This is a genomic window from Pseudoalteromonas piratica, from assembly GCF_000788395.1.
Classification (GTDB): Bacteria; Pseudomonadota; Gammaproteobacteria; order Enterobacterales; family Alteromonadaceae; genus Pseudoalteromonas; species Pseudoalteromonas piratica.
In genome coordinates this window covers 2,545,762-2,560,107 of record NZ_CP009888.1, presented here as the reverse complement: position 1 = coordinate 2,560,107, position 14,346 = coordinate 2,545,762, and the positions used below count along the sequence as shown (strand labels likewise).

General features: G+C 40.5%; 9 protein-coding genes. 2 read left to right on the top strand and 7 right to left on the bottom strand.

Going from position 1 to position 14,346, the window contains the following annotated elements; all coding sequences use genetic code 11:
- Nucleotides 1–452 precede the first annotated feature (452 nt).
- Together OM33_RS11870 and OM33_RS11865 are read right to left on the bottom strand one after the other, a co-directional pair.
- On the bottom strand, nt 453–2,825 hold the full coding sequence (locus OM33_RS11870; RefSeq protein WP_038641976.1) for a GGDEF domain-containing protein: 2,373 nt from the start codon (nt 2,823–2,825) through the stop codon (nt 453–455).
- 87 nt (nt 2,826–2,912) lie between these two features.
- On the bottom strand, nt 2,913–4,604 hold the full coding sequence (locus OM33_RS11865; protein ID WP_038641974.1) for a collagenase: 1,692 nt from the start codon (nt 4,602–4,604) through the stop codon (nt 2,913–2,915).
- Nucleotides 4,605–4,771: 167 nt separating this feature from the next.
- On the opposite strand from OM33_RS11865, the gene pyrC reads away from it, so the two are divergent.
- Nucleotides 4,772–5,809 carry a dihydroorotase gene (gene pyrC, locus OM33_RS11860; RefSeq protein WP_038641972.1) on the top strand — a complete coding sequence of 346 codons (1,038 nt, stop codon included), beginning with the start codon at nt 4,772–4,774 and terminating at the stop codon, nt 5,807–5,809.
- A gap of 68 nt (nt 5,810–5,877) precedes the next feature.
- Here pyrC and OM33_RS11855 read toward each other — a convergent pair whose 3' ends face one another.
- Nucleotides 5,878–7,257, bottom strand: coding sequence for an MFS transporter (locus tag OM33_RS11855; RefSeq protein WP_038641970.1), 1,380 nt, complete (start codon nt 7,255–7,257; stop codon nt 5,878–5,880).
- A gap of 1,133 nt (nt 7,258–8,390) precedes the next feature.
- On the opposite strand from OM33_RS11855, the gene OM33_RS11850 reads away from it, so the two are divergent.
- The gene (locus OM33_RS11850) at nt 8,391–8,735 is read left to right on the top strand and encodes a hypothetical protein (RefSeq protein ID WP_038641968.1); all 345 of its coding nucleotides are present in this window, start codon (nt 8,391–8,393) and stop codon (nt 8,733–8,735) included.
- A gap of 422 nt (nt 8,736–9,157) precedes the next feature.
- Here the strand turns inward: OM33_RS11850 and OM33_RS11845 are convergent, their stop codons facing one another.
- From OM33_RS11845 to OM33_RS11830, 4 genes are all read right to left on the bottom strand, one after another.
- Nucleotides 9,158–10,192, bottom strand: coding sequence for a phospholipase effector Tle1 domain-containing protein (locus OM33_RS11845; protein WP_052140994.1), 1,035 nt, complete (start codon nt 10,190–10,192; stop codon nt 9,158–9,160).
- A gap of 47 nt (nt 10,193–10,239) precedes the next feature.
- Nucleotides 10,240–10,872, bottom strand: a complete 633-nt coding sequence (locus OM33_RS11840) for a lysoplasmalogenase (RefSeq protein ID WP_052140993.1) — start codon at nt 10,870–10,872, stop codon at nt 10,240–10,242.
- 122 nt (nt 10,873–10,994) lie between these two features.
- Nucleotides 10,995–13,793, bottom strand: coding sequence for an AAA family ATPase (locus tag OM33_RS11835; RefSeq protein ID WP_038641967.1), 2,799 nt, complete (start codon nt 13,791–13,793; stop codon nt 10,995–10,997).
- Entirely contained in the window at nt 13,793–14,344 is a 552-nt protein-coding gene (locus OM33_RS11830) for a condensin complex protein MksE (protein WP_038641964.1), read from the bottom strand. Before OM33_RS11830 ends, OM33_RS11835 begins: the two co-directional genes overlap by 1 nt.
- Between the last annotated feature and the right edge of the window lie 2 nt (nt 14,345–14,346).

Sequence of the window (14,346 nt, the reverse complement as noted above, 5' to 3'; positions counted from 1 at the left end):
TTTTATTTTAAGAAATATGCGTCTAGTTTCAGTGATGGTTTAATATTAATTTTATTCAAGTTAAGTCTATGGCTGGGCGATTTAATTGAAAGAAATTTTAATAAAGAGGTTGTCCATCTATTAATCTCAAAAACGAATAGCGAGAGATTAAAATAACCGCTCAGTTTTGAGTGGCTTTATGTATTGAGATTGGAAGTGAATTAATGCAGAGCTTTGTTAGAAAATTGGCATTTTATGGGGGTGAAATAAAGTTAAAAGTCACTAAAGGAGTAACTAGCTATTTAAAAGCCAACGAATAGCCTTAACATATGAAAACAGCATTGCATTGCACTCAGTAAGCTTCAGTTGTGTATAGAGAATTTAAACGAGATAATAGCTATTGCATTGACTTCAATTAGTCTATCGATAGCGGGCAAGCGCAATTACTCCCTTTAATGCGTGTCACAGGAAAACTAGCTTAGTTTTCCTGTGGTTAAAAAAGTATAGGCTTGTTTTGCGGGCATTGGTTTCGCCACTAAAAAACCTTGCCCGTATTGGCATTTTGTTTGTTTTAGCACCTCAAGCTGCTCTTGAGTTTCAATACCTTCTGCTACCACATCAAAATCTAACGAGCTTGCCAGTGTCAAAATTGCATCGACTAACGGATGGCTTTCACCACACTTTAGATTATCGATAAAACTTTTATCAATTTTTAAAATATGGATGGGTAGCTGGTGTAAATAACCCAGTGCTGAGTATCCTGTACCAAAATCATCTAAACACAATTTAACGCCACATGTTTTCAACTGCTCGATTATCTCTGTTGCCAGAGATAAGTTTTCAATGAGGCCTGATTCAGTGATTTCGATGCATAAACTGCCGAGTGGCAAGTTATATTCGTAGTATAAGCGTTGGATAAAATCAGCAAATTCTAAGGTAGAGAAGTGCTTAGATGAAACGTTTACGGTTACTTTAAAGTTTTCAGGCAGCGCTTCTTGCCACAAACCTAATTGTTTGGCAGCGAGTTCTAAAATATGTAAGTCCAGAGCGAGTATTTGCCCAGTTTCTTCTGCAAGGGGGATAAAGTCAGCAGGTGAGACAAAACCTCTTTCTGGGTGGTGCCAGCGAACAAGTGCTTCAAACCCAATTATTTCACCTGACTGGATGGCAAAAATAGGTTGATAAAACAACGCAAATTCTTGTTTTAACATGCCATTTTGAATATCACTCTCTAAAAGCGCTGCGCCTTTTAGTTTTTGTCGCATGGTGTCATTAAAAAACTGCACTTTGCCGCGGCCAAGCGACTTAGCTTGATACATGGCGGCATCGGCGCGCTGTAAAATTTTATACGCTTGGTCAGTATCTTTATTCGCAAAGGCTACACCGATACTGGTAGAGGCTTGCAATAAATGCTCATCAATTAAAATGGGTTCTTTTAAGGCAAGTTTGATACGCTCTATGACCGGTGTGACATCTTCCGCGCCAAAAATATCACAAAGTAAAATTGCAAATTCATCACCGCCTAAACGGGCAAAGGTATCGGTTTCACGAATACATTCATTAATAATTTGGCAAATTTTAACTAAGAACTTATCGCCTACTTGATGCCCTAAGGTATCGTTGATCATTTTAAAGCGATCAAAATCTAAATAGAGCAGAGCATGGATCTTAGGGTTATCGTTGCGGCCTAATGAATTGATGGCTAAAGTGAGGCGATCTATTAAGAGTGCACGGTTTGCGATGCCTGTGAGCTCATCGTGCATCACTTTATGTTGTAACGCTTGCTCTGCAAAAACGCGGTTAAGTACCAAGCGTATTTGTTGGCTGATATAAGTTAGTAAATCTTTATCATGATCGCTATAACATACACTTTGGTTATAACTTTGTACGACGATAATGCCGGAAAGCTCGTTATTTAAATCAAATGGCACACCTAACCATGAATTTGGTAGAGCACCTATTAAGTGAAAATCATCATTATCAATATGGGCTTGGTAGTCTTTGCCAGAAAGTAATAGCGCTTCTTTTAAATTGATAGTGTAAACAGAAGCCGTCTTTTGAATTTGCGCATTGCTAAAGCGCTTAAGCGTAATTCGCTCAACACCATGTTCAATAATATAGGGAATTTCTAAACCGCGAGTCTGTTTGTTGTAGTAACCAATAAACAAGTTTTCAGCAGGCAACAGCGTATTCACAATATCGTGTAAGCCTTTATAAAAATTGTCCATAGTTTGTGAATCAGAGCTTAAATTGGCGATTTGCAACATGCCTTTTTCTAATCGCTGGGCGTAATTAAGCTGATTAATTGTATCGGTTAAATTGGTTACTGTTTTACATTGATCAATCTTGGCACTGAGTAGAGATGCCACAGTGGTTAAAATATTGAGGTGATCTTTGGTGTAATAATCTTTTTCTGGATGCTCACAATCAATTACGCCAAGTACTTGGCCGTCATAGACAAGTGGCACACAAATTTCTGAGTGCACATTGCCACTTACTTGCAAATAGCGGGGGTCTTGCGTTACGTCACTTATAATTTCTGCACAACCAGTATCAAAAACGTGACCGCAAATGCCTTCGTTAATGTCTAACGTTATTTGCTCGCTTTCTGTTTGGTCATCTTTGTAAATGGATGACACCTGGTTGAGTGTTTGGGTTTCTAAATCAGCAATAAAAATAGAGCATTCATCAAAACCTAAGCGTTTAACAACTTGATGCGTAACGTAGTCATAGAGCTCATCGAGTTCAACAATTTTAATGAGTGATGAAGCAAACTCATTAATAATGCTGAGCTGATTCGCTCGGTTGGTCATTGCGTCTACGTTTTCACCTGATGAATACTGCATAAAAGCGCTTGCTAGCCATTTGTATTTTTAAGTTAACATAAATGTAACTCAGCAAGCACTTTTGCTCAATAAAAGTTTGTTTTAAGGCTATAAAATATGATTATGCTGAGCGTTAATTTTAAGCGCCTCTGGCATTAAGTAATCACGATATAAATAGCGATACAATTTGTTTGGTTTTGCTTTAACAGCAGCTTCTTGGTATGGGTTAGCTTGTTTATAGGTTACTAAATAGTTTGCAAACTTATCGCTATGTTTAGCTACCAGACTATCAAGTAACTCACTGTAACCTTCAAAGTAGTCGGTACGTAAAAAGTGCGCTAACTGACGGTAGTCATCTAAAGCATTTTCAGACAAGTAACGATGTGCTAAATAAGACCATTGATAAACACGCTTCGAGCCATCCTGATAAGTCGTATCAAAGACTTCACGCAAAGTCGGCCATTTCGCTTGCTCTGTTTCATGCAGTAATTTATTTACGCGGTCATTGCTGTTACCTTGTGCAATTAATTCAGCACCTCCTTCGCTCCACCATACTAAGTGACTAGGGAAGTGCCCAAAACCATCGTATTTATTAAAACGCCCATCTAAATAATGCACGTATTCGTGGTTTAAGTTCCAAACTGAAAAGTCTTCTTTCCAAAATGCTTTAAAAGAATAAAAAGTAGCTTGGTTACCTGGTTTGCTTGGTTTGCCTTCAATGTACATACCGCCATTATCGGTGCTGATATCAAAAATCATTTGGCCGTGTTGGTTGTAGCCTGTGTAGTTATCAAAAATAACAACACGGAGCGCCTCATTAAAATCGTTAGGTACTGGCTGGCGGTTAGTGGCGTAAACCTCATGGAAATGTGATTCTTGCGAAATTAAACGCTCACAACTGATATTAAGCTGCTCGGTAGTTAAAGTTTGTGCGCGAATAAACAGCGAATCTGAACACTTGTGATTAATTGGCAGGGCATCATCAAGTGTTATTTCGCTGCAGCGGCCTTTAAATTCATCATCACAAGCTGATTTACCACGGAAGCTATTAACTAAATAACGCTGTGAAAAGATAAACTCTTTATTTGTTATTGGGTTTTGCTCAAGTGCTGCCAACACTTTTTCATCAAGTGCTTTTTCAGCTGCTTCATCATCTAAAATATAATGAAGGTAGCCAAGCGCCCAAGCCGCGTGTTCTTGCTGCCAGCTGTTATCGTTTTGAAGTAAGTCGAGTAATTCTTGCTGCCAGTCAGTTTGTGCAAGTACAGCTTGTTTTATTTCGTCTTCACCGCGTGCTTCAAATGCTAAAAAACCGATAGCGCGCAGTTGTTCCCACTTAGCATATTGTGCTGCAAGCGGGCTTGAATTGCTAAGTGTTACATTAGGTAATAAAGGTAAATGTTTAGCTAATTTATCTTTTAAGTCATCAAAGTAGTAATAGCGGTAAAGTGTAACCGCATAGTTTTCGATAGTGCGATAGTCGTCTTTAGCAATACTTTGCATGCGAGCAAAGAGTGCAGCATCTAGCTCATTTAATTGCTCAGCGGTTAAATTTTTAGTATTGCCAAAATAGCTAAAGCCGCGCAGGGCATAAAGGGTTTCATTAATGTCGGCGCCAGCATTTAAGTTGGTTACGAGCGCATCAAAGTCAGTATTGGTTAAACCTAATTGCCAATAGGCTTGGGCGTTTATAGAAATAGGGTTTTGTAAAAGCGTGTTTGTTGGTTCGCTGGTAGTTGATGCACAACCCGATGCAAGTAACCCTGTTAACAACAGAGAAGTAGCGCGTGTGAGTTTCATTTTTGGTCTCTATTTTTGTTAATGTGTAGGCTAACTTACCAAAAAGGGATATTGTATACAATTATTATCGATAAACCTCCATGCTAGCGCTTTACAGCGGCATCACAAGTCAATAAGATCACCACAATCGGACGTTCGTCCGCTCACCGTCAATAAAAGGTAGGATCATGACAGACACAACTGCTAAATTAACCATTACTCGCCCAGACGATTGGCACATTCACTTACGTGATGGCGACCAGTTAAAAGATACCGTTCGTGACGTAAGTCGTTACATGGGTCGCGCGATTATTATGCCTAACCTTGTTCCACCAGCAACCTGTACTGATTCTGCCCTTAGCTACTATGAGCGAATTCAAGCGCACAATAACAGCAACTTTGAGCCGCTAATGGTGTTATATCTCACAGATAAAACCACGCCAGAAGAAATTAAAAAAGCGAAGGCAAGTGGTAAAATTGTGGCTGCTAAATTATACCCAGCAGGCGCAACAACTAACTCAGATTCAGGCGTAACTTCAATTGAAGGCATGTACCCGGTATTTGAAGCGATGGCTGAAGTGGGTATGTTGTTACTTATTCACGGTGAAGTAACTGATTCAAGCATTGATATTTTTGACCGCGAAAAAGTATTTATTGAAAACATTCTGTGCAAAATTGTAGATGATTTCCCAAATCTAAAGATTGTACTTGAGCACATTACTACGAAAGATGCAGCTGAGTTTGTAGCGGCATCAGGCGACAATGTTGCAGCAACCATTACGGCACACCACTTACTGTATAACCGTAACCACATGCTAGCTGGTGGCATTCGTCCACATTACTACTGTTTACCAATTTTAAAGCGCAATATTCACCAAGAAGCGTTAATTAAAGCGGTAACAAGCGGCAGCAAAAAGTTCTTCTTAGGTACGGATTCAGCGCCACACCTTAAAGATAAAAAAGAAGCGTCATGTGGTTGTGCTGGTTCTTACACTGCGCACGCAGCACTTGAGCTATATGCAGAAGCATTTGAAGAAGCTGGTGCACTTGATAAGTTAGAAGCGTTTGCTAGCTTTAATGGCCCAGATTTCTATGGCTTACCGCGCAATACTGACACAGTGACACTTGAAAAAGACACGTGGCAAGTACCAGAGTCATACCCGCTAGGTGATGACGTAGTTGTACCAATTCGCGCAGGCGATGAAATTATGTGGAAAGTGAAATAGCAAACACTATTCTAAATGTAAAAAAGCCCGCTTTATGCGGGCTTTTTTGTTTATTTTATCCAATAACGTTAGCGTAAAGATTGGTTTTGCTTCTCTTCATTCGCTTCTAGCGTTTGTTCTGAGTCTGGATTTCGGTGTTCACTAAACGCTTGCTCATCACATTCTTCAACATCTAACGCTTCAGAGCTAATGTGTTCTTCTTCAACCACTAGCAATTGCTCGTGCGCTGTGGTTTCTTCAATACGCGGATCCATGGTCGCAGCTAGTGGTGATGCGGTGACATCAGATGTGCCCACCACATAATCGCTGGGTTCTGGCTGCTCGGCTTTTTGTTTGGAGTTAATAATACTCAGTGACACAAACATGATGACAGTAAGAATAGCGATCGAGCCATATAAAGCTTGGTGACCAAAATAGGCCATGATTTGGGCATTCACTGCCGAACCAAGTGCTGCCCCTGCGCCAAACATAATCAGTAAGGCAGAGGACACGCCAACGCGATCTTCGTCTTCTACGCGCGAATTCGCCAGTGCGGATGAAAGTGGATAAAGCGTAAAGGCAAATAGGCCAAAAGCAAACGTAAGGGCATAGGCAACATGTTGTGCAAGCGGCAGTAAAAATAGCGCGACGCTCACTGCACAGATGGCAACGGCATTGGTGCGAATTAGAATACTACGACGAATCTTGTCGGAGATAACACCCATTGGCCACTGCGCGACTAAACCTGCAAAAATGGTGATTGACATAAACACTGCGATTTCTTTTGCACTAAAGCCTGAAAGACTTGCGAAGGTGGGGGCAAGGGCATAAAAACTACCATTAATAATGCCTGCAAAATGCACTGCGGTAAGTGACTGAGGCACTTTCTTAAAGTAGTCAAGTAAACTCACTTGAATAGGTTTAAGGGGCTTAGGGTGAATTCTTCGGGTGAGTGAAATAGGAATAATCCCAAGCGACAGCGCCATACACACCAAAAATAATGGCTCATAGCCAAGCTCTGGAAATTGTGATAACGCTAATTGGCCTAATACCATGCCCAATGAAGACATGATCATATAAATAGAAAATACCCGTCCGCGCGACTCAGGCGCAGCTTGTTCGTTGAGCCAACTCTCTAACACCATGTAGTTACACATCATGCTAAGGCCAACAATTAAACGTAGCACCAACCAGAGGTAAATATTATCACTTAGCGCATGCGCCGCAACGCAAGCGGTTACCGCTGCTGTGCTTGCCACAAAAGTACGAATATGACCAACCGATTTGATTAAGTGGTAACCCAATTTAGAACCAAGTAACAAACCTAAATAATAAAATGAAGTGAGTAAACCAATCCAAAAGGTGGAAACATTTTTTTGACCTAAATACAGGGCTAGGTAGGTAGTGAGTAACCCCGTTCCACCAATCAAAAATAAGTTTGTGAAATAAAGCGAAGGGAATGATTTCATTGAAATACTTTTTTGCACGGTTAGGTAATTATACTAGAAGATTGAAAGGGTATTTCCAAGGGATAAGTTGGGGTTTTTGATCTTGATCTTTATTGGTATTAGTTAGCGAGTAGGGTTGTAACTTTTGCGGTGGTGGAAAGGGGGATTGTCGCACTGGCGAAGTGTTCTCTTGTATTAACTAATTGGATTAACTTTTGCCTGTTAGGACAATTAGAATGCTACGTGAATTGGTTTCAAATCATTTTAATGAACGCTGAAATGAGGAATGACATTTTCTCTCAGCAACTGAGTTCTATTTACCGTATATTTGTCGCGCTGGCGACCGCAGCCAAAAGGGGGCTAACGCCAGCCCCCCTTTGGAATTCCTCGGCGCCTCTAAATCAAACTAACTCTTCAAACAGAATTTAAATCTGAACATAAACGCCATGAATCGGTATCCATGCCTCAGCATGGCTTGCTCGACCGCTTCGCTCCCTGTCTCGCATTATTCATTTAAATTTTGCTTTCAGGTTTGATTGAAGGGGTGACGAAAGACCGAAGCAACGCTTCGCAGCTTGAGGAAGTGAGGTGTGTGACCTGCATGGACGTAGGGCATTAGAATAATGCAGGAGCGATTATCGAGGTGACCGATGGAACCAAGCTTCATGGATGAATTAATAATTCAGGTCCATAACATGATTAGTCGCTCTAAGGCAGCTAAGAGCGAGGAACAGCCGTTCACAATTATGATTTCAAAAGAACATACCTATGTTATTTTTTGATTTCGTTGAATACCTGAAAAGCATGTGTATTTGCACAGGTATAATAGCTGACCAATCAAAAATGTGATTTTACTTCCTATTAAATAGATTTATTAATTCTCGCTTTACCTAGCCCATAAAATTCAACGTATTGATTAGTAATTAGATTTTTAAAGCTATTTCGTATTTAATAGGACACAACTAAGGGCTCGATAAGACAGGTCTCGCTTTCTTTTCGAAAATTAAATACGTTAGCGCCCTTTAAAATTTAATTTATTAATATTAATCAATTGCTTATTATTATTCTTATCAAATTTTAGGTAATGTCTGAAAATTACATATCCGGCATTCTCGATAATAAGCGTTATATGCACTTGAAGTCAGGAGTAAAAATTGACCTATGAATTTCCAGAAGAACTAGAGTTTTTTGAAAGAGGCTTTGGTTATTCTAGTGAATATGACCATGATGAAGGACAGTTTTCGTTCCTAATGGATTATGGCACGGGTGAAAAATTAATATTTACTCATTCACCGTTTGGTAATAACTCAGTAAGTGTGAAGCTTTTTCAGGGTGCGGAATTAGTATTTCATATTTACAAAGAACAAGTTACGAGCATTGCATTTCAGGCTTGGGGTAGAGAGCAGATATTAAGAGTATATTTAGACGATGACTCCAATAATTTCTTAGTTTATTTTAACCCGAAACCAAGGCTTAAATATTGCGAACCTAATATGTAATTGTGCATATAACAAACGCATTAAAAATGACGTAAAACGCTTGGCTTACGCTCCTTCGTCGCAAATTTTAGCCAAGCATTTATACGCCCCATATTGTGGCGTTACGAATGACAGCTTCTGGCACTGAACAGCCTTTAGAAGAAGGTATTTAGATTCACTTCTTCACCCCTTAATCAAACCTGAAAACAAGATTTAAATGAATAATGCGAGACAGGGAGCGAAGCGGTCGAGCGAGCCATGCTGAGGCATGGATGCCGATTCATGGCGTTATGTTCACATTTAAATTTTGTTTGAAGAATTAGTTTGATTTTGGGTCGGCTTTTTCTTGGTTCGTTCTTTTTGGCCGTTTAAAAAGAATGAACGAGGGCGCCATGGATGGCGCAAGATACCCGCATGGAAGCAAGCTTTACTCTAGTTTTAAACTATAAAACCGAATATTCCCTCATTCCTTCTATACCAAAAATCATGCCACTGCGTTCTCCATTGGGTAATAACAGCTGAAATGGCTTGTTGCGAAGTGCAATTGGTCGGTAATCGGCAATACTAATAAAGCGTTCAACCACACTGTAGTGAATCAGCGGCATGCAATCTTCAAAACAGTCTACGCGCACTTGACGTGTGTTTAATGTCTTCGATGACATAAAGCCGGTGCGTTCTTTTTGGTGAAGCGGGGCATCAATTTGCGGGAAAATGGCAATGTCGTCAGAGCCGATGGAAATATTGTTTTCACTAAGTTTAGAATAGTCAACTTGATGAAGCTCAAGCACTTGTAAGCCAAAGCGCTTTGCTTCATTAAGCATAAAGCTTAAACAAATATCGGCCAGGCCATCGTGCCAAAAGCCACCACCAATATCCGAGTGTACACCTGCAAACCACACTTCTTTTACATTGGCACCTGGCGCCATCAATAAAGGTTGAAAAGCAATACGACGTTCATCAATCGCCACCAAATGAACTGCTTGTTGTATCAGCGGGCTAACACTACTGTTTTCAAATACCACATCACTAACAGGCTGTGTATTTGCATTTAAATCGGGCATACCAATAGAGGCAACAGTGTCGTATACACCTAAAAAAGTGATTTTACGACCTTGCTCAGTCAGCTTGCTGGCAAAACGCCTTGCAATCGCTGCGCCGCGACTAAAACCAAAAATAAAAATATGATCATCACCTGTAAGGGTGAGGTAATCATTATAAGCTTGGTTGTAAATGGACTCTAAATCGGCGTATTCAGGCGCAAACATTGAATTAAATACTTGGCTTAACCAGTTGCCGTAAGTCCCTATGCCGGCATAATAAAAACTTTTCTGCTGCTCAAAGGCATGGCTCGCATTGATTAAATCCCCGCCACAAAAAATGTGCGTTTTTAATATATTACTGATACTACTATTATAAAAAACGTCATCCACATCACTGGGTTCATTGCAGGTGCCATCGAAGCAAAATACGGCATTCATTTTACTGTCCTTGTTTTAAACGTGTGTTTCAGCTAACTGTCAAATGGTTAGTTGGTTAAACTAAGCGCAATCATACTTTGTGCGATGTAATAGGTTGCCAAGATAGCGGGTTGACTCCACACATACTCTTTAACAAAGCGTCGATACGCTAATATAGAATCCGACACCATAAAAAACAGCGCGCCAACAAAGGCGTATAAGCTCATATAGTGCCAAGAAAGTTGGAAGAAGTTGTAACTTGTCAGCACCATTAGTGTGAGTGCCGTGGCATAGGCATATACTGGAATACGCAACTTGCCTAAATGTTTGTTTAACACAGCAATGAGTACGCCTGCATACACTAATAAAAATATCAGTAGCCAACCATTAAACTCAAACCCCTCGGTGTCGGTAAAGGCAATCACATAGGCAACATGCGCGATAAAAAACGCGATAAGTCCTTGCAGAAAATAATCTTTTTTCAGCATTAAGAATATGTCGCCAAGTAATGAAAAGACTAACCCGCCAAATACCCAATAGTGTACTGGTGTAAAGGTGTTAGTTTGCATATACGCAAGGCAAATGATCAAAATGGTGGTTAATGGCTTAAAAAAGTAACACAACGCATCTTTTTTTAAACTATCAAAGTAAATGTGACTGTATGCCGAAATAAAAATAAAAGGCAGAAGTGTATTAAACATAATCAATGGTTTTACAACAAAATTGTGACCAAAATACGCAAGAACTGTGAAGAACTCAACAATTTATAGCAAAAAGCGGCACTTATTTTGTGCCGCTTTTAATTAATTTGCGCTGTGCTGAATTAGCTTGCTACTAAATCACTTTCAGTATCGCTTACTGCAATCCAGTCGTTTTCATCCACCCAGTTTTGTTTACCATCACTTACCGTGCGAATAGGGACGATGTATTCACAGCTGACCTGCGGTTTAACCGAAGCAAATAACGGGACAAAACCAAAACTGTAGGCGGTTTCAATAATCGCTTGCTGGTTTTGCGGGTCGATATCAGCCGCTTCATCAATGTAGATAGGAATACGGTATTTGCTTTGTTCTTTATCTGCTAATAAGTAGCGAATAAATAACATGCCGCACAGTAGCTTAATGGTGATACGGGTACCGTTTGAACCAGCAGAATCAATTTTATCAAAGGTATCTTGCTCGCCTGCGCGGTTGACCACGACAAAGCGAATATCAAATAAATCACTTAAGGTTAAACCGCCATTGCCGGTGGCAAGCTCAATTAAATGATCTTTTGCGCGATTAATCTCTTTTTCATCAAACGCTTGTTGGCTAAGTAAATCGAGCGTGTCGCCGTTATCAAGCTTATTTGAGGTAGCGATAATGGTATCAATACTTTCAATAAGCTGTTTGCGCGGCAGTACTTCAATTTTAAAGCTCTTTAAGTTTGAAATACGGTGCTGGCTAATGCCGCTATTAAAGCTGTTCATTTCACGGCGAAGACGATCTAAATCTTCGCGTAGCCCTTTAATGGTGGCAGCTACTTCAGTCAATGCCACACGCGCTTGGCGTTCTACCGCTTGTTGTTCGTTATCAAGATTATGATATGCATTAATCACTTTTTGATACTTTAGGTATTCGTCGGTTTCGCCATCAAATTTTGTCAGGCCTGCGTTGTAAATATGCAGGTAGGTGTTTGATACGTTAACCGCAAAATTTCTAAGCTCATGACAGTCTTTGTTAAAGCCATGAATTAAATCGGCCAAGTTATCAAAATCAATGGTGATATCAATTGGGTAGGGCGTTGACTTACCTGAGTAAAAATCAAGGGTATGATCAATACGTTCTGATTTCACTTGTGCTAAACGGGCACTTTGGCGCGCCAGCATATCGCGGTTAGCTTTAATAATTGAGCGTCTGTCGGCAATGGTGGCAACGGCGTTTTGCACTTCACTGAGTAACCCTTCTACCTCATCTTGTTCGCTTTCAAGCTGTGACAGTAATAACTCTTGCGCTTCAATTGAGGCAAGCATAGTGGTGTATTTAGCATACTGGCTAAGCGCGGCTTCGTGCGACATGACTGTTTGGTAAAGGGTTTCTTTTTCTTGCTTTTTGCCTTCTAAATCAACGGCAACTTCTTTTTGTGCCAGTAATTCTTTCAGTGATGTTTCAAATGCATTAATTTGCGCTTTAATGGTTTCTTTGTCATCGCCCGATTGCATTTTAAGTGCGTTTAAACCCTTTAATGGAATATCAATGCCCGGCAATTTTGCGACATTACCCTCAATTGAGCGGGAAATTAAATCAAGCAGTTCACTAAATGCCGTTTCATCATGAATGGTGATGTCGCTTTTACCCGTCGTTGCCATGGTCATAATATCGTGATTAAGCAGGCACGAAATATCTTCTACTTCTTTCAGTGATAAGTCTTCGCGCATGCGAGTGAACAAGTTGTACTCAAGGTTTTTAAGCTGCTGTTTTAAGCTTTTAATTTGCTTGGTAGCATCTTTAATGCGGAAATCTAGGGTAACAAGTGATTGCCCCTCGGCACTGGCAAGCGTATGTGAGAGCGCATCGTATTCTTTTTTTACTTGCGAAAGCTCTGCTTTTAACTGCGCTTCGTTAACCAGCTCAAACTCACTTTTAAGGGTTGAAAATTCACTAAACCAGGCATCGAGTTGGGTGCGTTTACGCTCTATTTCACGAAGTTGTCCGACATACAAGCTTTGGCGCTGTTCAAACTCGACTTTCTCACTTTCAATGCCTTCAAGCTGTTCGGTGATTTCAACTAGTTTGTTGTCGTTAAAATCGCTGTAATCAATTAAGGCTTTATCAATTTTTGGTGCAAAAGCCGCAAGTTTGCCTTTTAGTGCACTTTGATGCTCTAACATGCTTTCAAGCGCGGTGATGGCTTCGCCGTTTTGTTCAAGCGCTTTTAATTCTATTTTTGCACGATTTACTTTTTCAAAGGCACGTTGCCACACATCGTAAAAGTCCACCTTGGCGTTTGACATATGACGCTCAAACACTTTTAACATAAAGCGTTTTACATCTTGCGCGCCAAGTTTATGTAAGTTAAGAATTCGGCGGAAAATCTCTTTATAAATCGGTGCGTCATGGGCATGATTCAGCGGGATCATTTTAAGGTTAAGCACACTATCAAACGGTGTTGCGCCACCCGTCAGAAGGGCATTTAGTTCTTGTGCTTTAAGCTCATACGGGGCGTAACCTTTTTCACCTAACTCTTTAAATAGCTGAGTGTATTTTAAAATACGTTTGTTTTGCGTGTAGTCGGCTAAATCTAATTTACCGTGGTAGCAAAAATACTGATAGCCATAACCGGCTACTTTACCAAGGCCAGCTACACCAATGACTACTGGGCCATGGGGGAGCTCTGCTTCTAGTAGAATATACGATTGATCAGACGCGAAATAGAATTTACGGGTTTCGTCGAGGTCGTGTCCGTCCCATTCGGTTAAACGTAAATCGTTAATCAGTGGAAACTGTAATGCGTTGATAACCGAGCTTTTACCTGTGTTATTCGGTGCACAAATAGAGCTACTTTTGTTGAGAGGGATCACGCATTTTGCGTAACCTGCAGTATTTAATAGGGCAAGTTTGGTTAATCCATATAATTCAGTCATTACACTTGCTCCTCGTCCATGTGACTTTGAAAATTGCTAATGTCGTTGAGCGCATCTAAATAGCGGTGTGCTGAGGCAAGAATACGAAAACCCAGTTCAGTTTCGCGGGCAACACCCAGTCTAACCATACGTAAAAACACATCGCGGCGCATATCGCTACCCGAAAAGATCTCTAGCTGATCAAATAAGTGCTTGTTGTTTTGCACTAAGGTCATCATCAGTTCAAGGTCGATATCGCTATCGAACAGGGCAACTAGTGGATCTTTACCGAGGTTGGCGTAGTGTTCAATCAACACATAAATGGTAAGGGCGAATGAGCGCGAGATTTTACCCATATTCGGGGTGCCCTCATCCACTTGCAGGTAATAAAAACCGCGAGCGTCGTGAACAAGGGTTTGGCCAAGTGCCGCAAAAAGTGCTTCATAGGCATCAAACTCTTGGTCAAGTTGTTGAAAGAGTTGGCTGTCTTGCTCGCAAATATGGTAGCCAGACACCAGTTTTTTATTGATTGCTTTAAGCTCTGAAAGCAATGATAAATCGATTTGAGACATAA